20 protein-coding genes and 2 pseudogenes are annotated in these 21572 nt (G+C 70.7%); 10 read left to right on the top strand and 12 right to left on the bottom strand.

Features of this window, described 5'->3' with window-relative positions; translation table 11 throughout:
* Positions 1-2: 2 nt before the first annotated feature.
* The 8 genes and pseudogenes from ybeY to hrcA form a co-directional block, all read right to left on the bottom strand.
* Positions 3-575 (bottom strand): rRNA maturation RNase YbeY, encoded by a 573-nt coding sequence (gene ybeY, locus OG738_RS24460; protein ID WP_329044361.1) that lies wholly within the window; start codon positions 573-575, stop codon positions 3-5.
* The gene (locus tag OG738_RS24455; protein ID WP_329056822.1) at positions 572-1015 is read right to left on the bottom strand and encodes a PhoH family protein; all 444 of its coding nucleotides are present in this window, start codon (positions 1013-1015) and stop codon (positions 572-574) included. The genes ybeY and OG738_RS24455 overlap by 4 nt, the downstream gene beginning before the upstream one ends.
* A 153-nt stretch (positions 1016-1168) precedes the next feature.
* Positions 1169-1525: pseudogene (locus OG738_RS24450) on the bottom strand (LAGLIDADG family homing endonuclease); the annotation flags it as partial.
* A gap of 456 nt (positions 1526-1981) precedes the next feature.
* A pseudogene (locus tag OG738_RS24445) lies at positions 1982-2722 on the bottom strand (PhoH family protein); the annotation flags it as partial.
* Between the two features lie 87 nt (positions 2723-2809).
* Positions 2810-3172 (bottom strand): histidine triad nucleotide-binding protein, encoded by a 363-nt coding sequence (locus OG738_RS24440; protein WP_329044358.1) that lies wholly within the window; start codon positions 3170-3172, stop codon positions 2810-2812.
* A 372-nt stretch (positions 3173-3544) separates the two neighbouring features.
* Positions 3545-4297, bottom strand: coding sequence for a 16S rRNA (uracil(1498)-N(3))-methyltransferase (locus tag OG738_RS24435; protein WP_329044357.1), 753 nt, complete (start codon positions 4295-4297; stop codon positions 3545-3547).
* A 3-nt stretch (positions 4298-4300) separates the two neighbouring features.
* On the bottom strand, positions 4301-5470 hold the full coding sequence (gene dnaJ / locus OG738_RS24430; protein ID WP_329044355.1) for a molecular chaperone DnaJ: 1170 nt from the start codon (positions 5468-5470) through the stop codon (positions 4301-4303).
* Positions 5471-5501: 31 nt separating this feature from the next.
* On the bottom strand, positions 5502-6524 hold the full coding sequence (hrcA, locus tag OG738_RS24425; protein ID WP_329044353.1) for a heat-inducible transcriptional repressor HrcA: 1023 nt from the start codon (positions 6522-6524) through the stop codon (positions 5502-5504).
* Between the two features lie 161 nt (positions 6525-6685).
* Between hrcA and OG738_RS24420 the strand changes: the two genes are divergently transcribed.
* Genes OG738_RS24420 through OG738_RS24405 form a run of 4 tightly spaced genes read left to right on the top strand, consistent with a single transcriptional unit; the run spans position 6686 to position 9256 of the window.
* Entirely contained in the window at positions 6686-7237 is a 552-nt protein-coding gene (locus tag OG738_RS24420; RefSeq protein WP_329044351.1) for a YbaB/EbfC family nucleoid-associated protein, read from the top strand.
* Positions 7237-7563 (top strand): type VII secretion target, encoded by a 327-nt coding sequence (locus OG738_RS24415; protein WP_329044349.1) that lies wholly within the window; start codon positions 7237-7239, stop codon positions 7561-7563. Before OG738_RS24420 ends, OG738_RS24415 begins: the two co-directional genes overlap by 1 nt.
* Positions 7560-8765, top strand: coding sequence for a hypothetical protein (locus tag OG738_RS24410; RefSeq protein ID WP_329044348.1), 1206 nt, complete (start codon positions 7560-7562; stop codon positions 8763-8765). The genes OG738_RS24415 and OG738_RS24410 overlap by 4 nt, the downstream gene beginning before the upstream one ends.
* Positions 8762-9256: a hypothetical protein gene (locus OG738_RS24405; protein ID WP_329044347.1), complete on the top strand. Its 495-nt coding sequence runs from the start codon at positions 8762-8764 to the stop codon at positions 9254-9256. The genes OG738_RS24410 and OG738_RS24405 overlap by 4 nt, the downstream gene beginning before the upstream one ends.
* Before the next feature lie 30 nt (positions 9257-9286).
* Here the strand turns inward: OG738_RS24405 and OG738_RS24400 are convergent, their stop codons facing one another.
* On the bottom strand, positions 9287-10783 hold the full coding sequence (locus OG738_RS24400; protein WP_329044346.1) for a CoA-acylating methylmalonate-semialdehyde dehydrogenase: 1497 nt from the start codon (positions 10781-10783) through the stop codon (positions 9287-9289).
* A gap of 233 nt (positions 10784-11016) precedes the next feature.
* Between OG738_RS24400 and OG738_RS24395 the strand changes: the two genes are divergently transcribed.
* From OG738_RS24395 to OG738_RS24385, 3 genes are all read left to right on the top strand, one after another.
* Positions 11017-12654, top strand: coding sequence for a PucR family transcriptional regulator (locus OG738_RS24395; RefSeq protein WP_329044345.1), 1638 nt, complete (start codon positions 11017-11019; stop codon positions 12652-12654).
* 58 nt (positions 12655-12712) lie between these two features.
* The gene (locus OG738_RS24390) at positions 12713-13045 is read left to right on the top strand and encodes an SSI family serine proteinase inhibitor (RefSeq protein WP_329044344.1); all 333 of its coding nucleotides are present in this window, start codon (positions 12713-12715) and stop codon (positions 13043-13045) included.
* A 69-nt stretch (positions 13046-13114) separates the two neighbouring features.
* Positions 13115-13960, top strand: a complete 846-nt coding sequence (locus tag OG738_RS24385; protein ID WP_329044343.1) for a helix-turn-helix domain-containing protein — start codon at positions 13115-13117, stop codon at positions 13958-13960.
* Between the two features lie 189 nt (positions 13961-14149).
* Here OG738_RS24385 and OG738_RS24380 read toward each other — a convergent pair whose 3' ends face one another.
* The 3 genes from OG738_RS24380 to OG738_RS24370 form a co-directional block, all read right to left on the bottom strand.
* Positions 14150-15793: a DUF4153 domain-containing protein gene (locus OG738_RS24380; protein ID WP_442875807.1), complete on the bottom strand. Its 1644-nt coding sequence runs from the start codon at positions 15791-15793 to the stop codon at positions 14150-14152.
* A 120-nt stretch (positions 15794-15913) separates the two neighbouring features.
* Positions 15914-16930, bottom strand: a complete 1017-nt coding sequence (locus OG738_RS24375; RefSeq protein ID WP_329044340.1) for a sensor histidine kinase — start codon at positions 16928-16930, stop codon at positions 15914-15916.
* Positions 16927-17598 carry a response regulator transcription factor gene (locus OG738_RS24370; protein WP_329056821.1) on the bottom strand — a complete coding sequence of 224 codons (672 nt, stop codon included), beginning with the start codon at positions 17596-17598 and terminating at the stop codon, positions 16927-16929. Before OG738_RS24370 ends, OG738_RS24375 begins: the two co-directional genes overlap by 4 nt.
* 241 nt (positions 17599-17839) lie before the next feature.
* Between OG738_RS24370 and OG738_RS24365 the strand changes: the two genes are divergently transcribed.
* From OG738_RS24365 to hydA, 3 genes are read left to right on the top strand one after another with little or no spacing between them, the layout of a single operon-like run.
* Positions 17840-19393 carry an NCS1 family nucleobase:cation symporter-1 gene (locus OG738_RS24365; protein WP_329044339.1) on the top strand — a complete coding sequence of 518 codons (1554 nt, stop codon included), beginning with the start codon at positions 17840-17842 and terminating at the stop codon, positions 19391-19393.
* Positions 19394-19403: 10 nt separating this feature from the next.
* Positions 19404-20186 (top strand): nitrilase-related carbon-nitrogen hydrolase, encoded by a 783-nt coding sequence (locus tag OG738_RS24360; protein ID WP_329056820.1) that lies wholly within the window; start codon positions 19404-19406, stop codon positions 20184-20186.
* Positions 20186-21568 (top strand): dihydropyrimidinase, encoded by a 1383-nt coding sequence (hydA, locus tag OG738_RS24355; protein ID WP_329044338.1) that lies wholly within the window; start codon positions 20186-20188, stop codon positions 21566-21568. Before OG738_RS24360 ends, hydA begins: the two co-directional genes overlap by 1 nt.
* The last annotated feature ends 4 nt before the right edge of the window (positions 21569-21572 follow it).

Below are 21572 nucleotides of genomic sequence, written 5' to 3'. Positions count from 1 at the left end.
GCCTAGGGTGCTTCCCCGGCGGGTGGTTCGGCGGCCGGGGTGGTGGCCGCGTCGAGCCCGGCGATGCCGAGGACGCGGTCGTCGGTGTTGCGCTGGGCGTCGCGCTTCTGCAGGGCGGCGACGGCGTCCTGGTACTCGCCGAGGATCCGCTTCTGGAGGGCGAACATCTCGCGTTCTTCGGCGGGTTCGGCGTGGTCGTAGCCGAGCAGGTGCAGGCAGCCGTGCACGGTGAGCAGGTGCAGCTCGTCGATCAGCTCGTGGCCCGCGGTCTTGGCCTGGTCCTTGGCGAACGCCGGGCAGAGCACGATGTCCCCGAGCAGCGCCGGCGACGCGTCGGGCGCGTCGGGGCGGCGCGAGGAGTCGAGCTCGTCCATCGGGAAGGCCATGACGTCGGTGGGGCCGGGCAGGTCCATCCAGCGTTCGTGCAGGTCTTCCATGACGTCGAGGGTGACGAGCAGGATGGACAGCTCGGCGAGCGGGCTGACCTCCATCTTGTCGAGGGCGTAGCGGGCCGCGGAGACGATGGACGTCTCGTCGACGTCGACGCCGGACTCGTTGGCGATCTCGATGCTCACCGCCGGTTGCCCTTCCAGCCGTTGCCCTGCTGGTCCTGCGCGTCCTGCACGGCCTGCCACTTCTCGTAGGCGTCGACGATGTTCGCGACGAGCCGGTGCCGGACGACGTCCTGGCTGGTCAGCTCGGCGAAGTGGAGGTCCTCGACGCCGTGGAGGATGTCGCGCACGACGCGCAGGCCGCTGCGCTGCCCGCTGGGCAGGTCGACCTGGGTGATGTCACCGGTGACGACGATCTTGGAGCCGAAGCCGAGGCGGGTGAGGAACATCTTCATCTGCTCGGGCGTGGTGTTCTGGGCCTCGTCGAGGATGATGAAGGCGTCGTTGAGGGTGTTGTGCGTGAGCAGGTGGTCCTCGGTGACGTACAGCGAGTCCTCCGCCGCGACCTGGATGCACACCGCTTCAGCCCGGCCTGCCGGCTCAATGCGGTCGATGAACCGCATCGGACGTCCGCCGCCTGTCTCCTGGTACTTCAGCCGCTTGCGGGTCAGGCGGAACGGCTCGATGTCCGCGGGAAGCCGGATTTCGACGACGTGCGCGTCGTGCCGATAGCCGACGTCGCGCCCGTTGGCCCGGCCCGGCTTGCGGCCGAGCGCGAGGCGACGCCGGGTGTAGGCGACCCCGCCGAGCGACTGCACCAGGCGGATGACGTCGTCCTTCAGCCGCGGCGACGTCGTGACGTACTGAATGCGGCAGGTGCGGGCGACCTGCGTGACCGGCCCGCCGTCCGAGTCGAGGAGTCCCTGCAGGACCGCGAGCCGGACGTCCGCGGAGTTCTGGAGGTAGACCTCCGGCACGAACTTGGTGTGCGAACGGGTCCCGATCAGGTCCAGCGCGCGCAGCACACCGGTGACCGGGTTCTCCAGGGTGATGACGTCACCCGGTTCGCGGACGCGGTTCAAGGCGTAGTCGACCCCGCCCTTGTGCCGCACGGACACACCGGGCAGCGCCATTTCGAGGGCGACGGCCAGTTCCGGATCATCGGTCGCGAAAGCGGGGGTCGTGGAGCCGGTCAGGCAGCCGTCGCCGAGCAGGAGCCCCAGAGCGTAGGGATCCATCGGGACCTCACGCTCGGGGTGGCACACGGGGGCGGTCAGCATCGGCAGCTCGTAGCGGCGCGCGTGGGCGGCCCGGAGCTTGCCGATCATTTCCTTGGTCTCGAGGACGCGCCACGGCTTGTTGCGGCGCTTGTCGGAAGCCGTCCGGACCGTCCAGAGGTGTTCGCCGCAGCACAGTGTCGAAGACCCGTCGCTCGCGGTGACGCGGTAGATGTCCTTCTCGCCCTGCGGGTACACGCCGAGGACGGGCGTCGGCTCGCCGTTCGACCCGACGACCAGGTCGCCGACCTGGAGGTCGCCGATCGGCCGGAAGCCGTCCGGTGTCAGCACCGGCGTGCCGACAGGCTGCGCACGGCCGCGCATGTATGCGAGGGGCGCGATCTCGATGGTGCCTGCCTGCATGAGCCGCGGGATGGACTCGGGCTCGACCATGTCGTGCAGCGCGTCGTAGAGGGGCCGCAGGTACGGGTCGATCTTCTCGTTGAGCGTGCCGGGGAGGTAGCCGAGGCGCTCGCCGGCTTCGACGGCGGGGCGGGTCAGCACGATGCGGGTGACCTGCTTGGCCTGGAGGGCCTGGACGGCTTTCGCCATGGCGAGGTAGGTCTTGCCGGTGCCGGCGGGGCCGATGCCGAAGACGACGGTGTGCTTGTCGATGGCGTCGACGTAGCGCTTCTGGTTGAGCGTCTTGGGCCGGATGGTCTTGCCGCGGCGGGAGACGATGTTGAGGCTGAGCACCTCGGCGGGCGAGGCGTCCCCGGTGGAGAGCATGCCGACGGTGCGGCGGACGGTGTCGGGCCCGACCTGCTGGCCGCCGGTCGCGAGCTGGACGAGCTCGGCGAAGACGCGTTCGGCGAACGCGACGTCGGCGGGGGTGCCGGTCAGGGTGACTTCGTTGCCGCGCACGTGCACGTCCGCGGCGAGAAGCTCCTCGGCGACACGCAGGTTCTCGTCGCGGGAGCCGAGCAGGCTGAGGGCGGCGGCGTCGGGAATGGGGAACCGGGACTGCGCAGCCTGAGCGGAGGCATCCTCGGTCTTGGCGACGTCCCCGGGGACGTCGGGACGGGCGGCTCCACCCGGTACGGTTCCGGCCACGTGGCCTCAGGCCTGCTTTCTCGGTGAGGGAGAACGGACCCCACCGATGCTACTGGCACCCACCGACGGAACGCAGACGGGTTTCGCCTAGTCCTGCTCAGGAGCCCCGAAGAGCCCCAGAGGCTCACCCCCGAGAACATGGGCATGAACATGGAAGACGGTCTGCCCGGCATCGGAGCCGCTGTTGAAGACAACCCGGTACCCCGACTCGAGAACACCCTCAAGCTCAGCAACCTTACGAGCGGCAAGGGCAACAGCGGCAAGCAACCCCGGATCACCGGCAGCAAGCTCCCCCAGGTTCCGATACCGCTTCCGTGGCACAACAAGCACATGAACCTTCGCCTGAGGCCGAATATCCCGAAACGCAAAGGTCAAGTCATCCTGGTACACGACGTCAGCAGGGATCTCCCCAGCAACGATCCGCTCGAAGAGAGTCTCATCCTCACTCATGACCAACACCCTAGCGACAGCAAGCCGCCCCACCAGACAGACACCGAGCGGCAGCCGCGGGGGGTCCGGGGGCTCGCCCCCGGCTGGGGGTCTGGGGGTTTGACCCCCAGAGAACACAACGAACGCAAAGCGGCCCACGACCGAAGCGAAGCGAGGAAGGGGGCCGCGGAGCGGTAGACCCTGGGGGTCGATCTACCGCCACCGCGGCGGCCGCCGGACCGAGGGGGGAGGTGCCCGGCGGGGTCTGTGCTTTCCCAGTGGCGCGCCGGCCCGAAACGGTGTGTGGCGCGTTAGTAAACGAGAGTAACGGGTCGGAGTGTGATCGCGCCATAACTGGGCGCAAAATCGGGGGTCTTTTTTCCGGTGATCTTCTCACCGCCAGCGGGTGGTGAGGGCGCCGAGCGCGCCGAGGGCGACGGCCGCGGCGGTGGAGGTGCGGAGCACTGTGGTGCCCAGGCGGACGGCTCGCGCGCCGGCTTCCCGCAGCTTGTGGAGTTCGTCGTCGGTGATGCCGCCTTCGGGGCCGACGACGAGGAGGAGGTCGCCGGTGTCGGGGAGCCGGAGGTCGGTGAGGCGGTCGGGGACGTCGGATTCGAGCACGATCGCGAGGGACATCGTGGCCGCGAGCTCGGCCAGCTCGCCGGTGGTGACGGGTTCGGTGACGTCGGGGACGTGGGCGCGCCGGGCTTGCTTGGCGGCGGATCGGGCGGTGGCGCGCCAGCGGGCGAGGGCTTTGTCGCCGCGGCCGCCGTCCTCCCACTTGGCGACGCTGCGGGCGGCTCGCCAGGGGACGATCGCGTCGATGCCGGCTTCGGTGGCGAGCTCGACCGCGAGTTCGCCGCGGTCGCCCTTGGCGAGGGCTTGGGCGAGGACGACGCGCAGGGCGGGTGGTTCCTCGGTCCAGCTCTCCTCGACCGACAGTGTCAACGCGGCGTCGCGGCCGGGCTGGACGGCTTCGACGACGCAGCGGGCCATGGTGCCCGCGCCGTCGGAGAGCACCAGCCGCTCCCCCGCGCGCAGGCGGCGGACGGTGGCCGCGTGCCGGGCTTCCTCGCCGTCGAGGGTCGCGCGCCCCGAAGCGGGCACGGAGGCGGCGAGGAAGACCGGCAGCGTGGTGTCGGGCACGGGTCAGCGGTGGTTCTTCGTGCGGAGCTTGCCGAACAGCCCGCCGTGCTTGGTGCCGTTGGACGCCAGGGTGGGGACTTCCTCGCCGCGCTGCTGGGCGAGTTCGACGAGGAGCTCGCGCTGGGCTTCGTCGAGCTTCGTCGGGACCACGACGTCGATGTGGACGTGGAGGTCGCCGCGGCCGTCGACGCGGCCGGAGGACCGCAGGCGGGGCATGCCCTTGCCGGTGAGGACGAGTTCGGCGTTGGGCTGGGTGCCGGGTTCGACGTCGAGCTCGTAGTCGCCGTCGACCAGCGTCGCGATGGGCACCGTGGCGCCGAGGGCGGCGGTGGTCATCGGGATGCGGAAGTTGCAGTGCAGGTCGTGGCCCTGGCGGACGAAGACCTCGTGCGGGGTCTCGTCGATCTCGACGTAGAGGTCGCCGGCCGGGCCGCCGCCGGGGCCGACCTCGCCCTGGCCGGACAGCCGGATGCGCATGCCGTCGCCGACGCCCGGCGGGATCTTGGCGGTGACGTTGCGGCGGGCGCGGATGCGGCCGTCGCCGCCGCACTGGCGGCAGGGGTCGGGGATGACCTCGCCGAAGCCGCGGCAGACCGGGCACGGGCGGGCCGTGACGACCTGGCCGAGGAATGACCGCTGGACGGACTGGACCTCGCCGGCGCCGCCGCAGGTGTCGCAGGTCTTGACCGAGGTGCCCTCGCTGGTGCCGGCGCCGCGGCAGAGGTCGCAGACGATCGCGGTGTCGACGGCGATCTCCTTGTCGACCCCGGTGGCGCACTCCTCGAGGGACAGGCCGAGCCGGATGAGGGCGTCGGAGCCGGGTTGGACGCGGCTGCGGGGCCCGCGGCCGCGCCCGCCGCCGCCACCACCGGCCGCGCCGAAGAAGGCGTCCATGATGTCGCCGAGGCCGCCGAACCCGGCGAACGGGTCGCCGCCGCCCCCGCCGCGCGCGCCGCCGTCCATCGGGTCGCCGCCGAGGTCGACGATCTTGCGCTTCTGCGGGTCGGACAGCACCTCGTAGGCGGTCGTCACCTCGCCGAACTTGTGCTGCGCGTCTTCCGACGGGTTGACGTCGGGGTGCAGCTCCCTGGCCAGCTTCCGGTACGCGCGCTTGATCTCCTGATCGCTCGCGTTCTTGGCCACCCCGAGGATGCCGTAGTAGTCCCTCGCCACCGTCTTCGCTTCTCCTTCTGCTCTGCCCGGCTCAGCGGCCGTGCAGGATCTGCCCCACGTAGTTGGCGACCGCGCGCACCGCGGCGATCGTGCCGGGGTAGTCCATCCGGGTCGGGCCGACCACCCCCATGCCGCCGAGCACCATGTCCTGGCCGTACCCGATGGAGACGACCGAGGTGCTGCGCATCTGCTCGTCTTCATTTTCCTCACCGATGCGCACCGTGATCGCACCGGGGTTGCGCGCGGCGGCCAGCAGCTTGAGCACGACGACCTGTTCCTCGAGGGCTTCGAGGACCTGGCGCAGTGAGCCGGGGAAGTCGGCGACGTTGCGGGTGAGGTTGGCCGTACCGCCGAGGACCAGGCGTTCTTCCGGGTGTTCGGCCAGCGACTCGACCAGGACCGTCGTGACGCGGATGAGCGCGTCGCGCAGCTCGCCGGGTGACTTGTCGGGCAGCTCGGCGACCCGCGCCGCGGCCTCGTTGAGCCGGCGTCCGGCCATGGCCGCGTTGAGGACGGTGCGGAGCCGGCTGACGTCTTCTTCGGTGACGACGTCGCCGAGGTCGACCGTGCGCTGGTCGACGCGCCCGTTGTCGGCGATCAGCACCAGCATCAGCCGCGCCGGGGTGAGCGGCACGACTTCGAGGTGGCGCACCTTGGCGTTGGTCAGCATCGGGTACTGGACGACGGCGACCTGCCGGGTCAGCTGCGCGAGCAGCCGGACCGACCGGCGCAGGACGTCGTCGAGGTCGGTGCCGCTGTCGAGGAAGGTGGTGATCGCCCGGCGTTCGGCGGCGCTCAGCGGCTTGATCTCGGAGAGCCGGTCGACGAAGAGCCGGTAGCCCTTGTCGGTCGGCACGCGGCCGGCGCTGGTGTGCGGCTGGGTGATGTAGCCCTCTTCTTCGAGGGTCGCCATGTCGTTGCGCACGGTGGCACTGGACACGCCGAGGTTGTGCCGCTCGACGATCGCCTTGGAGCCGACGGGCTCCTGGTTGGCGACGTAGTCGGCCACGATCGCCCGCAGCACGTCGAAGCGGCGCTCGTCCGCGTTGGCCACCGGTTCCTCACCTACCTCGCTCGCTGCTCAGCTTGAGTTTACGGAAGCCTGAGCGAGTCGTGCTCAACCCCGCCCACCGAGGCCGGGGTGTCCGGCCCGCAGGACAGGTAAAGAATGGGCAAAGGAATTGCCATGCGCTTTCCTCGAAAGGGATTTCCGGCTTGAAGGGGGAACCGAAAAGCGGTTTGCTGCCTCTGATCCACATGCCCTTCCCCGACTCCGAGGTCGCCGTGAACCGAATTGAACCCGCTTCGGCCGGAATGCCCGATATCGCCCGGCGGGCCGCCGAGGCGAAAGCCCGGCTCGAGCGCGTCTCGGCGACCGCCACGAGCGCCGACGGAGCCGTCACGGTCACCGTCAACACCAGCGGTGCGCTGCAGGAACTCACCTTCGGCCCGCGCGCGGACGAGCTGCCGCGCGCCCGGCTCGCCCAGGCCGTCCTGGCGACCGCCAAGCGTGCGCAGGTCGACGCCGCCCAGCAGCTGACCGCGGTCATGGCGCCGGTGATCGGCGCCGACAGCGACGCCATGAAATTCCTTCAGGAACAGATCCCCGCGCCTGAGCTGCCGGAGGAAGAGACGGCGCCGCCGCGCTGGGAATTCACCGAAACGCAACGGGAAACCCCGCCACCACCGCCCGCGCGCCCGGCCCGGCCGCCGCGCCCGGAAGACGACGACGACTTCGGCGGCCCGATCCTGCGCAGGGGGCTGTGATGGCGGGCGAAGCGATGAAGGTCGACTTCGACGTCCTCGGCGGGCACGAGGGCGAGATCCGCGAGATCGCCGACCGGGTGCAGCAGGCGGTCGACGCCGCCGGCACCGCCGGCGCGCTCGACTTCGACGCGTTCGGGCTGGTCGGGCAGGTGTTCGCGGTGCCGATCCAGGGCTGGGTGGACACCGCCGACAGCTTCCTGAGCGCGGCGGTCGAGGCCGGCCACGACGTCGCGGACCGGGTGAAGACCGCGCACACGGCGTTCCGCGACCACGAAGAGAAGACGAAGTGCCTGATCGAGGGCATCGGCAAGGAGCTCCCGGCATGACCGAGACGCAGGAGAACCCGCTGGTCGCGACGGCCGAGTCGCCGGGCGGCTTCACCACCGGCATGGGTGACGGCTCGAAGGGTGAGCTCGACAACGTCAACGCCCAGACGAGCGGCGCCGGCATCTTCAGCGACGCCGCGTCGACGCTCACCGACGCGCGCAACGGCGACTGGGGCAACCTCGCGATGGACGTCGGCACCGACGCCCTCGACCTGCTCGGCGCGGCGATGGACCCGCTCGGCACGCTGGCGAGTGCCGGGGTCGGCTGGCTGATCGAGCACATCAGCTTCCTCAAGGACGGCCTGGACAAGCTCGCCGGCAAGCCCGAAGCCGTCACCGCCAAGGCCGTGACCTGGACGAACATCTCCAAGCAGCTCACCGAGACGGCCGAGAGCTACGAGCAGCAGGCGAAGAAGGTCCAGCAGTCCTTCAGCGACTGCGGGTCCGCCGAGGCCTACCAGCGAACGGCCGAAAGCTACGTCGGCGTCCTGCGCGGCGCGGCGTCGCACGCCGGGGACGCGTCGACGGCCATGAACGTCGGCGCGGCGCTGGTCGGCACCGAGCGCGGGCTGATCCGCGACATGATCTCGTCGTTCGTCGGCGAGCTGATCATCAAGGCCCTGGCCGCGCTGGCCGCGTCCTGGTGCACCTTCGGCGGCACGATCGCGGCGTTCATCGCCGACTCGGTCGTCGAGGGCGGCGTGCTCGCCGAGAAGATCAGCACGCGCATCACGAAGGTCGTCGAGAAGCTCGAGAGCCTGGCGAAGGGCGCGGGCAAGTCGAAGGCGGCCCTCGAAGGCGCGGCGAACGCGCTGAAGAAGGTGGGCAAGGGCGTCGACAAGCTCGTGGACAAGAGCGTCGACACGGCCGCGAACATCGAGCGCAAGGCCAACGAGCTCAAGCAGGCGGGCAAGGAGGCGAAGTCCGCCGAGGACACGGCGAAGGGGTGGAGCGACGCCGCCAAGGAACGCGTCCCGGGCCGCGAGAAGGTCGAAGGCCTCGGCGACAAGTACTCCGAGGACGGCCGCAGCGTGCTGAACCAGCACAAGGTCCTCGACCCGGACGAGAAGGTGCGCTGGAACACCGCCGACACGGTCGGCGTGGCGACCGAGGGCCGCCGCCAGGAGAACGAGCAGTACGACCGGTACCACGAGGCGACCGAGGCCTACGAGAAGGACCACCCCGAAGGCGAGGGCGAGTGATCGAGCAGGCCGAGGTGGAGCTGGCCAACCGCGGCGGCCGGCTCCACCCCGCGCAGCGCGGCAAGCTGCTCGACCTCACCTTCTGGTTCGCCGCGGTGGTGGGGCTCGCCGCGCTCGTGGCGACGGTGGGTATCGCCACCGTGGCGGCGACCGCCGGCGAAGTGCTGGGCACCGTCGTCCCGCTCTTGGCGATCACCGGCTGGTTCGCGTTCGTCTGCTGGCGGCGGCTCGCCGACGCCTTCGACGGCCGGCTGGTCGCGGTCACGGGCTGGACCCACGACTTCGACCGCGAACGCCTCACCGACCAGTATCCGATCGGCCTGCACCGCAGCCCGGAGGGGTACAAGAGCGTCGAAACGTTCAGCCTCCGCGCCGGCGGCCGGACCTACCCGCTGGAGCGGAAGCTGCGCGAGCGGATCCGGCCGGACCGGGTCAACACCGTGCTGATCGCTCCGCGCACGAAGCTGCTGATCAACGTCCTGCCGGCGTAGCACCGACCGCGGCGAAGGCGTCGGCCGGCTTCAGGAGTTGCGCGGGAAGCCCAGGTTCACCCCGGCGTGCGACCGGTCGGGCCACCGCGACGTCACGACCTTCGTCCGCGTGAAGAAGTGGAAGCCCTCCGGCCCGTAAGCGTGGCTGTCCCCGAACAGCGAGTCCTTCCAGCCGCCGAAGGAGTAGTACCCCACCGGCACCGGGATCGGCACGTTCACCCCGACCATCCCGACCTCGACCTCGTTCTGGAACCGCCGCGCCGACGACCCGTCGCCGGTGAAGATCGCCACGCCGTTGCCGTACGGGTTGGCGTTGATCAGCTCCAGCGCGTCGTCGTAGGAAGCCGTGCGCGCCACCGACAGCACCGGGCCGAAGATCTCGTCCGTGTAGACCGACATCTCCGGGCGGACGTGGTCGAACAGCGTCGGGCCCAGCCAGAACCCGTCCGGGGCACCGGAAACCTCGATCCCGCGCCCGTCCACCACCAAGGACGCGCCCTCGGTCACCCCGGCGTCCACATAGGACGCGACCCGCGCGTGGTGGGCCGCCGTCACCAGGGGACCCATCTCGGACGACGGCTCGCGGCCGTCGCCGACGCGCAGCCGGGCCATCCGCTCGGTGATCTTCGCCACCAGCGCGTCGCCGACCGGGTCGACCGCGACGACCACCGACACCGCCATGCAGCGCTCGCCCGCCGAGCCGAACCCGGCCGACACCGCCGCGTCAGCGGCCAGGTCGAGGTCCGCGTCCGGCAGGACGACCATGTGGTTCTTCGCGCCGCCGAGTGCCTGCACGCGCTTGCCGTGCCGGGTGCCGGTTTCGTAGACGTAGCGCGCGATCGGCGTCGACCCGACGAACGAGATCGCCTTGACGTCGGCATGCGTGAGGAGCCCGTCCACCGCCGCCTTGTCGCCGTGCAGCACGTTCAGCGCGCCCGCGGGCAGCCCGGCCTCGGCGAACAGCTCCGCGATGAACACCGCCGCCGACGGGTCCTTCTCGCTCGGCTTGAGCACGACGGTGTTCCCGCAGGCGAGTGCGTTCGGGACGAACCACAGCGGCACCATCGCCGGGAAGTTGAACGGCGAGATCACCCCGACCACGCCGAGCGGCTGCGCGATCGAGTAGACGTCGACACCGGTGGACGCGTTCTCGCTGAAGCCGCCCTTCAGCAGCTGAGCCGCGCCGCAGGCGAACTCGACGTTCTCGATCGCCCGCGCGACCTCGCCCGCGGCGTCGGACTCGACCTTGCCGTGCTCGCTCGTGACGATCTTCGCCAGCTCGTGCTTGCGCGCGGCCAGAAGCTCGCGGAAGGCGAACAGCACCCGCGTCCGGCCGGCCAGGGACGTCCCGCGCCAGCCCGGCAGCGCCGCCTTGGCCGCGGCGACGGCGGCTTCGACCTCGGCGTCACCGGCGAAGTCGACGTGCGCCCGGACCTGCCCGGTCGCGGGGTCGAACACCTCGCCCGAGCGCTCGGCGGTCCCGGTGAACGGCTTGCCGTCGATCCAGTGGCTGATGCGGTCGGTCACGGCGCGCGCTCCTTCGCTCGGGGACATCACCCAGAGTCTCCGGGCGGGCGCCACACCGACGCCATCGACAACGTGTACGGACTCACCGTCCCGGCCGTACAGTCTGTCCCTGCCGATACCGTGCCGATGGTTGCCAATCCGACCACAGTCACGGCCGAATGACTTCGTACCTCCGGTTGCGTGCCGCTCGGGGTCGGCCTGCTTTTGCTCGGATTGGCAACACGCGAGGAGCCATGTACCCGACCGTCGCCGAGGTGCTCGCGCTGCCGGTGCTGCGCCAGGGCCGTCCGCACGTCGTCGCCGGCGTCGCCGGGCTCGACGCCCCGGTGCGCTGGGCGCACGTCGCCGAGGTCGCCGACATCGCGCACCTGCTGCGCGGCGGCGAGCTGGTGCTGACCACCGGCGTCGCACTGCCCGACGACGGCCCGGCGCTCGCCCGGTATGTCGCCGACCTGGCCGGGGTCGGCGCCGCGGGCCTGGTGATCGAGCTGGTCCGGCACTGGAGCGACAAGCTGCCGGCCGCGCTGGTCGACGCGGCCGAGAAGCACGGCCTGCCCCTGGTGACGCTCTCGCGCGAGACCCGGTACGTGAGCGTCACCGAGGCGGTCAACGGCCAGATCGTCGACGCCCAGGTCGCCGAGCTGCGCGCCGCCGAGCGCGTGCACGAAACGTTCACCGCCCTGACGGTCGCGGGTGCCGAACCCGGCGTCGTCCTGGGCGAAGTCGCCCGGCTCACCGAACAGCCGGTGGTGCTCGAGACGCTGTCGCACGAGCTGCTCGCCTACGACGCCGCCGGCACCGACCCCGCCGAGCTGCTCACCGGCTGGCCGGCGCGGTCGCGGGTGGTCCAGCTCGGCGAGCGGACCGGCTACCACCCCGGTTCGGGCTGGCTGGTGACCGTCGTGGGCGCGCGCGGGCACGACTGGGGACGGCTGGTCGTCGTCTGCGCCGACCAGCCGCCGCACCGCCACCGGGTGGTCGCCGAGCGGGCCGCGTCGGCGCTGGCCGTGCACCGGCTGGTCGCCAAGGATTCGGACGGCCTGGAGCGGCAGGCCCACCGGGCCGTGCTGAACGAGCTGCTCGCGTCGCCTGCGCCGACGGCGGAGCTGCTGGCGCGCGCCTCGGCGCTGGCCGTGCCGCTCACCGGACGGCAGCTGGTCGGGCTGGCGGCCCGGCCGCGGCTGGCCGTCACCGGGCGGCCCTCGCTTTCCACGCCCCCGGTGCTGCGCGAACTGGCCGAGGCGACGGTCCTGGCGGCGCGCCGCGCGAAGGTGTCGGCGCTGGTGGCGACGGACGAGCTGGGGGTGCGGGCGCTGATCGCGCTGTCGCCGGAAGCGAACGCCGACACCGTGCTGCAGCGGCTCGCCACCGACGTCCACGAGGCCCGGGGCAGCGCGCCGGGCGTGCTCGCGGTCGGCACGACGGTCTCGTCGCCCGCCGAAGCGGGCCGGACGCTCCTGGAGGCCGGCCAGGTCGCGGCGGCCGCGTTGGGGATCGGCGCCGAGCGCGTGCTGCACCGCCTGTCGGACGTCCGCCTGCGCGGCCTGCTGCACCTGCTGGCGGGCGACGAGCGCGTGACGGCGTTCGCCGTGCGGGAGCTGGGGCCGTTGCTGCAGCGCGACGCGGCTTCCGGCAGCCGGCTGGTCCAAGCGCTGCGGCACTACTGCGAGCAGGGCGGCAACAAGTCGGCGGCGGCCGCGGCGGCGCACACCTCGCGGACCGCGTACTACCAGCAGCTCGCCCGCATCGAGCAGGTCCTCGGCGTCCGGCTGGAAGACCCGGAGTCGATGCTCTCGCTCTACGTGGCCTTGCTGGCCTGGGACCTCACTCGGTCGAGCGAAGAAGACTCACCCGGACGTGCAGCACAGTGATCGCCCTCGGACTGCCGATGGAACCGATATGGCCCTACTCCCCCTCGCAGCCTGCCTGATGAGCTTGAGCTGTCTCGCGCCCGCGCACCCGCCGGCGTCGACGTTGCAGCTGACCAGCCACGACACCGCCAACCGCATCGGTTCGGTGGTGCTGACGTGCGACCCGACGGGCGGCACGCACCCGAAGCGCGAGAAGGCGTGCGAAGTGCTCGACGGCGTGAACGGCGACTTCTCCCGGATCACGGCGCGGCACCAGATGTGCACGCTGATCTACGCCCCCGTGGACGTCACGGCGGTCGGCACCTGGCACGGCAAGCCGGTCTCGTTCCGGGCGACGTACCCGAACCACTGCGAAGCGGACCGCGACTCGAACGACGTCTTCGCGTTCTGACGCCGTTCCGCTACAACGAACACGGATCGCCCGACCGGGCACGGCCTGCTCCTGGGCAGGCTGTGCCCCATGCCACCACCGTTCGCCACGCCCCGGGCCCGCGCCCTGGGCTTCGGCATGAAGAAAGCCAGGCTGGCCCGCAACCTCAAAGTGAGGGAGCTCGGCCGGTTGACCGACTTGCTTCCCCAGAACATCTCGAACTGGGAGAACGGCAGGCGGGTACCGAAGATCGAAGAGCTGGCGATGATCCTCGGCGCGCTCCGGGTCGGCCCCGCCGAACGCGCGCGGCTCTTCAACCTCGCCCGCTACGCCAACGATCCCAACTGGCTCCATCAGGCCGTCCTGGACGGCCCCACGATGCTGACGACCTACGTCAGCTACGAGCAGGCAGCCGCCGGCATGGCCGGCTGGAGTCCCGCTCTGGTTCCCGGCATGCTGCAGACACCCGCCTACACCCGGGCCATCTTCGCCGGCACAGCTCATCCTCGGTCCCACGTCGAGAACGTGGTGATGGTCAGGCTCGCTCGTCGCGAGATGCTGATCGGCCGAAACCCCCTGCCCTGCCGGCTTTTGGTCGGCGAAGCCGCCTTGCACCAGAACATCGGCGGCCCCGCCGTGATGGCCGAGCAGCTCCGCTACCTGTGCTCGCGGATGCAGCTGCGCAACGTTTCGGTGCGGATAGTGCCGGATGGAATCGGCTACCACCCGGGCCACTACGGGCCATTCATCATCTTCGACTACGCCGACCTGCCACCGATCGTCTACCTGGAGCACTACCGCAGCAACGGGTACCTCTACGACGACCCCAACGTGGCCGACTACCGGAAAGCCATCGAGACCTTGTCTTCTCTGGCGTTGAGCCACCAGGACTCCGCGCAGCTCATCGAGGCAGTCATCGCCGAACTGGCGGCGTAAAGCATTCGTCGAGGTCGGTCATCGCCCCGTCGCAGATCCGCTACACCCAAGCCCGCGAGCGAGCACACAGTGCGTTACCACCCGAACGTAGTAAACCGGTTGGGCGCGCGGAAGCCGCCGGGCCGCCCCCACGACGGCCCGGTGGCTTCCGCGCATTGCTTCTAATCACGCACCGCACGCGTCGGCGGTTCAGCAGGTGCCGAGCGTCACGTCGCGGGCGCTCGACCGGCTCCAGTTCCAGGCGGGCCAGCCGTCGGGGGTGTCGTCGGCGAGGATCTGGCGCAGCACGCACGTCCGGAGCGGTTCCGGCAGGCGGGCCGACACCACCGGCACCACGTCCGTGGAGAATCCCGCCAGGTACCGGTGGTCCAGGGGCTTGCCGGCGGCCGCGCGGTCGAGGTTGGCGTCGGCGATGAGGCGTTCCGGGTCGAGGACGGCGAGCACCAGCAGCGCCGCGGCCGCGGTGGCGATCGCCGCGCGGGGCAGCCACGTCGAGCGGAGCTTGACCAGCGATGCCAGTACCAGCACGAACACCGCGCCGAACCACAGCTCGCAGACCTCGACCAGCAGCCGCAGGACGGTGAAGCCGTAGGCCTCCTGGTACGTCCACATGCGACTCAACGCCGACCCGGCGAGCACCAGGCTCAACGCGCTCAGTGCACCCAGCAGGACACGCTGGCGGAGGCGGTCGGCCTTCGTGACGTTCGGCGCCCAGCGCAGCGCCGCGGCGACGATGGCCAGCGTCAGCACGGTGACCGCGCACAGCTGCCAGAAGCCGCTGCGCGCGTACTCCGCCGACGTCAGGCCGCTGGTGCGCAGGACGTACCCGGTGCCGCCGAACAGCACGACCAGCCGGACGCCGACGAACACGCTGAAGAGCAGGACGAGGACGGTGAGCGGGACCGTCCACTCCAGACCGTACTTCGTCCGATATGGACGATTCGCATCCGCGCGATGCGGTGGTGCGGCAAGGAAGTAGCAAGCCCCGGCGACCAGCAGCGCCACGACGGCGAACACGCAGCACCAGCGCACGAGGACGTCGACGCTCAGATCGGGGACGACGGCGTCGACGACGGCGGCGAAGGCGGCATCGGCACTGGCGAGCAGCGGCACGAAGACGGCGACGAGCGCCGCGGTGGCGAGCACGGCGAGCCCGATCCGCCGGGCGACGCCGTCGCGCCGGGCGGCGAAGCGCCCGACGCCGCGACCCGCCCACGGAACGGCGCGCAGTGCCTCCAGCGGGACGGCGAACATGTCGTAGCAGACGGAGTTGATCGTCCGCTTCCCCACGACGGCGAGCGACCCGCAGACGAAGGCGCCGAGCACGCAGAGGGCGAACAGCCACCCGGACGCCCGCACGGCACCCATCCCGAGCAGCGCGAGGGCGAGGAAGGCCCACCCGGCGCTGCCCCAGGTGAACGACCCGGCGCCGTCGTCCCGCGACCGCCGATCGGCGAGGAAGACGGCGAAGGCGACGGCCAGCCCGGCGAGCAGCCACCCGACACCGGGGCGGTCGACGGGCAGCACGAGAGCCGCGGCCACCCCGGCGAGCAGGGCGGCGGGCAGCACGGCCGGTGGCAGCGGAACGACGGCGGACTTGGGCGGCGGAACCTGCCGCAGCAAAACCGGCGGCGCGGCAACGGCGACCCCACCGGCCCGGGCTTCATCCGCCACGGTTTCAGAGGAACCGCCAGCCGCCTCCAGCACGGCCCGGGCAGAGCCTGCTGCGACGAACCGGTCGCCCCGCCCGGATCCCGGGGAAGTCACCCCCGCTGACCGCTTACCCCGCGGCACTCGCGTCCGCCCGGGCTCACCCACCCTGTTCTTCGGCATCTCGCCTGCTTTCGTGTTCGCTTTTGCGAATATCCGGAGTCGTGAGTGAGAAACAGCGTTAGAACACTGTTTCTCACTCACGACCGGGTCGGCGGACGGCACCCGCGACCAGGCCGGGAACTACCCCGTCGGCAGCGTCACCCGGATCCGGCTGCCGACCCCCGCGGACGGCTCCACCACCCCGATCGCCCCGCCGTGCAGCTCCACCGCCCACCGCGCGATCGCCAGGCCCAGCCCTGTCCCGCCGCCGGACGGGCGCTCCCCCCGCGTGAACCGCTCGAACACCCGCACGCGGTCGGCCGGTGCGATCCCCGGCCCCTCGTCGCAGACGTCGATGCGCAGCTCGCCCGGCCGCACCTCCGCGAGCACCTGCACCGTGCCTCCCGCCGGGCCGTGGCGGGCCGCGTTCTCCAGCAGGTTCGCCACCACCTGGAACAGCCGGCCGCGGTCCGCCAGCACGGAAGCGTCCGGCGGCGAAACGGACACCGAGAACGTCACCCCGCGCACCAACGCCGCTTCCGAGACCGCCTCCGTCAACAACGAAGCGAGCGGAAAGGTGGTCTTGTGCAGCGGGATCGCCCCCGCGTCGAGGCGCGACAGGTCGAGCAGCTCGTCCACCAGCGTCGCCAGGCGCTCGGTCTGCTGCAGCGCCGTCTTCAACGTCGCCGGGTCCGGGTCCTCGACGCCGTCGACCAGGTTCTCCAGCACCCCGTTCAACGCCGTGATCGGCGTCCGGAGCTCGTGGGACACGTTCGCCACCAGCTCGCGGCGCTGCCGGTCCGCGTCGCCGAGGTCGCCGGCCATCTGGTTGAACGCCTCCGCCAGCGAACCCACCTCGTCGTGGGTCGTCGCGCGGATGCGGCGCGTGTAGTCGCCCTTCGCCATCGCCCGCGCCGCCGCCGTCATCTCGCGCAGCGGCCGCGTCATCCCGTGGGCCAGCACCTGCGAGAGCATCAGGGCCAGCACCATCGCCGTGATCGTCGTCCGGGGCGGCAGCCAGCCGATCTGCCAGTTGAAGAACGCGAACGCGATCCCGCCGGAGGCGACCATCAGGATCGCCAGCTTCAGCTTGATCGACCGGATCCCGTCCAGCGGCCGTGGCAGCAGCTCGACCACCCTGACCAGCAGAGCCTTCACGATCCCGCCTCCAGCGCGTACCCGACGCCGTGCACCGTCCGGATGAGGTCCGCGCCCAGCTTCCGCCGCAGCGCCTTGATGTGGCTGTCCACCGCCCGGGTGCCCGCGGACGTGCCGTGGACGTCCCAGTCCCACACCTCCGACAGCAGCCGTTCCCGCGGCTGCACCGCCCGCGGCCGCCGTGCGAAGTGCACCAGGAGGTCGAACTCGATCGGCGTCAGCTGCGCCGCGACCCCCGCCCGGGCGACGCGCCGCTGGTCGACGTCGATCTCGAGGTCGCCCAGCACGATCCGCGTGCCCGTGGCGGACGCCGACCGCTCGACCCGCCGCAGCAGCGCGTGCACCCGGGCGGTCAGCACCCGCATGGAGAACGGCTTCGTGAGGTAGTCGTCGGCGCCGACGCCCAGCCCGACCAGCATGTCCGTCTCGTCGGCGCGCGCGGTCAGCATGAGCACCGGCACCGGGCGCCGCCCCTGGATCCGGCGGCAGACCTCCAGGCCGTCGAACCCCGGGAGCATGACGTCCAGCACGACCAGGTCCGGCTCCGCCGCGGCTTCCGCTTCGACCGCGCCCGGCCCGTCGTGGGCGACGTCCACGGTGAACCCCTCGGCCCGCAGCCGGGCCGCGATCGACGCGGCGATCGTGACGTCGTCCTCGACGACGAGCACCCGCCGCACTCCCGGTTCCATGGGCACGACTCTAGGGACCGCCGGTGGAGAGGGTCCGCGCGAAGTGTGAAGATCCTGTGGAGACGTTTCCCCCGCTTTGCCGGGATGTGACCGCCGGATGTGTGACGCAGGTCATGCACCTCGGCGGCCGTTCGCGCAATCGACAGTCTGCACTCCTGATCAGGGAAGAGTGAACAGTCTGCCGTTGCCCCGGCCGCGACCCGGCGCGCAGGATTCCGCAATGGCGCCGACACCCGCAGACCAGCGCGTGCACGACGACGGCCGGGTCGAACTCGACCCCGCCGACGTCGGGTCTCTCGAAGGCAGCCGGTTCTTCAACGAAGAGCTGGCCCCCGTCCCCGTCGCAAGGCGGACCTGGACCACCTACAACTACTTCGCGCTCTGGATGGGGATGGCGCACAACATCCCCAGCTACGCCCTGGCCGCGTCGCTGATCGCGCTCGGCATGAACTGGGTGCAGGCGCTGATCACCATCACGATCGGCAACCTGATCGTGCTCGCGCCGATGCTGCTCAACAGCCACGCCGGAACCAAGTACGGCATCCCGTTCCCGGTGTTCGCCCGCGCGTTCTACGGCCTGCGCGGCGCCAACCTGGCCGCGCTGCTGCGCGCGTTCATCGCGTGCGGCTGGTTCGGCATCCAGACCTGGGTGGGCGGCGAGGCCATCTACGTCATCCTCGGGCGCCTGCTCGGCTCGTGGTGGCGGGACGCGCCGGTGATCGCCGGGCAGCACTGGACGCTCTGGCTGTCCTTCGTGGTCTTCTGGATCGGCCAGCTGTTGATCATCTGGCGCGGCATGGACGCGGTCCGCCGGTTCGAGAACTGGACGGCGCCGCTCGTGTCGGTCGGCTTCCTGATCATGCTCGGGTACGTGCTGGTCAAGGCGGGCGGGCTCGGCCCGATCCTCGACGACGGCGGCAAGCTCGGCTGGGGCCCGGACTTCTGGAAGGTGTTCGCGCCGTCGCTGATGGCGATGATCGCGTTCTGGTCGACGCTGTCGCTGAACATGCCGGACTTCACGCGCTTCGGCGGCAGCCAGCGCAAGCAGGTCCGCGGCCAGATCCTCGGCCTGCCGACCACGATGACGTTCATCGCGATCGTGGCCATCCTGACGACGTCGGGCGGGCACGTGCTCTACGGCCAGGACATCTGGGACCCGGCGCAGCTGGCCGACAAGTTCACCAGCCCGGTCGTGGTCGTCGTCGCGCTGGTCGCGCTGGTGCTCGCGACGATCTCGGCGAACCTCGCGGCCAACGTCGTCAGCCCGTCCTACGACTTCTCGAACGCGTTCCCGAAGAAGATCACCTTCGCGATCGGCGGCGGCATCACCGGCGTCATCGGCATCCTGATCCAGCCGTGGCGGCTCTACTCGGACCCGAACATCTACATCTTCGCGTGGCTCGGCTTCTACGGCGGCCTGCTCGGCGCGGTCGCCGGGGTGCTCGTCGCCGGGTACTGGGTCGTCAACCGCACGAAGCTTCGCCTGAAAGACCTGTACACACCCGATGGGGTGTATTGGTTCAGCGGTGGCTGGAACTGGCGCGCGCTGGCCGCGACGCTGGTCGGAGCCCTGCTCGCGGTCGGCGGAGCGTACGGCGGGCCGTTCCCGGCGGACGGGCTCATCCCGTTCCTCAAGCCGCTTTACGACTACAACTGGGTGGTCGGCTTCGTCGGCGCGTTCGTCGTCTTCGCCGCCCTGTCCCTGTCAGCAACCAAGGAGGAAGCAAGTGAGCGTCGTCCGAGCCGGATTGATCCAGCAGCGGTGGACGGGTGACAAGGAGTCCATGATCAAGGCGGCGGTCGACCACATCGCCACCGCCGCCTCGCAGGGCGCCCAGGTCGTCTGCCTGCAGGAGCTGTTCTACGGGCCGTACTTCTGCCAGGTGCAGGACACCGACTACTACTCCTACACCGAGGCCATCCCCGACGGTCCGACGACCCAGCTCATGCGGGAGGTGGCGCAGCGCCACGGCGTCGTGCTGATCGTGCCGATGTACGAGGTCGAGCAGCCCGGCGTGTACTACAACACCGCCGCGGTGATCGACGCCGACGGCACGTACCTCGGCAAGTACCGCAAGAACCACATCCCGCAGGTGAAGGGGTTCTGGGAGAAGTTCTACTTCCGCCCCGGCAACCTCGGCTACCCGGTGTTCGACACGGCCGTGGGCCGCATCGGCGTCTACATCTGCTACGAGCGGCACTTCCCGGAGGGCTGGCGCGCGCTCGGCCTGGCCGGGGCGAAGATCGTGTTCAACCCGTCGGCGACCAGCCGCAGCCTGTCGCAGTACCTGTGGCGGCTGGAGCAGCCGGCGGCCGCGGTGGCGAACGAGTACTTCGTCGGCGCGATCAACCGGGTCGGCGTGGAACCGCTGGGCGACAACGACTTCTACGGCCAGACGTACTTCGTCGACCCGCGCGGGCAGCTGGTCGGCGACGCCGCGTCCGACACCGACGACGAGGTCGTGGTGCGCGACCTCGACCTGTCGCTGCTCGACGACGTCCGCAACCAGTGGGCGTTCTACCGCGACCGGCGCCCGGACACCTACGGCCCGCTCGCGGAGGCCTGATGACCACGCTCATCAAGGGAGGTCAGGTCGTCTCGCCGTCGGGGGCGCTCCTCGCGGACGTCCTCGTCGACGGCGAGACCATCGCCGCCGTCGGGGCGCCCGGCACGCTGACCGGTGACGAGACCATCGACGCCACCGGCAAGTACGTCCTGCCCGGTGGCATCGACGCGCACACGCACATGGAGATGCCGTTCGGCGGCACGCATTCGGTCGACACGTTCTCGACCGGGACGACGGCGGCGGCCTGGGGCGGCACGACGACGATCATCGACTTCGCCGTGCAGGCCAAGGGCACGTCGCTGTTGTCCACTTTGGACAAGTGGCATGCGAAGGCCGACGGCAACTGCGCGATCGACTACGGCTTCCACATGATCGTCAGCGACGTCAACGACCAGTCGCTGAAGGAGATGGAAGCCTGCGTCGACGGCGGCGTCGGCAGCTTCAAGATGTTCATGGCCTACCCCGGGGCGTTCTACTCCACGGACGGGGAAATCCTGCTGGCGATGCAGAAAGCGCGCGAAATCGGCGCTACGATCATGATGCACGCGGAGAACGGCATCGCGATCGACCAGCTGGCGGCGCAGGCGTTCTCCGCGGGCAACATCGACCCCGTTTACCACGGCCTGACGCGGCCACCGGAACTGGAAGGAGAAGCGACGTCGCGGGCGATCCAGCTCGCTAAGGTCACCGGTTCGCCGTTGTACATCGTGCACCTGTCGGCGTCGCAAGCGCTTGCGGCGGTGGCCGAGGCGCGTAACGACGGTCAGAACGTGTTCGCGGAGACGTGTCCCCAGTACCTGTATCTGTCCATTGAGGACCTGGCGAAGCCGGACTTCGAGGGCGCGAAGTACGTCGCTTCGCCGCCGCTGCGGGAAAAGTCGCACCAGGCCGACCTGTGGCGCGGGCTGCGGACCAACGACCTGTCCGTGGTGTCCACCGACCACTGCCCGTTCTGCTTCAAGGACCAGAAGGAGCTGGGGCGCGGTGACTTCCGGGCGATCCCGAACGGCATGCCGGGCGTCGAGCACCGGATGGACCTGCTGCACCAGGGGGTCGTCGCCGGTGAGCTGACGCTCGGGCGCTGGGTCGAGACGTGCTCGGCGACGCCGGCGCGGATGTTCGGCCTGTACCCGCGCAAGGGCGTCATCGCGGCGGGTTCGGACGCGGACATCGTGATCTACGACCCGGCGGCGACGCAGACCCTGTCCGCGGAGACGCACCACATGAACGTCGACTACTCGGCCTACGAAGGGTTCGAGCTGACCGGACGCGTGCACACCGTGCTCTCGCGTGGGCGCGTGGTCGTGTCGCCGGACGGGTTCACCGGGTCGACGTCACACGGCAAGTTCCTGTCCCGCTCGCTGAACCAGTACCTGAACTAGGAGC

Source organism: Amycolatopsis sp. NBC_01488, assembly GCF_036227105.1.
Classification (GTDB): Bacteria; Actinomycetota; Actinomycetes; order Mycobacteriales; family Pseudonocardiaceae; genus Amycolatopsis.
Note: the sequence above shows the minus strand (reverse complement) of the source record. Positions and strands in the feature narration are given on the sequence as shown.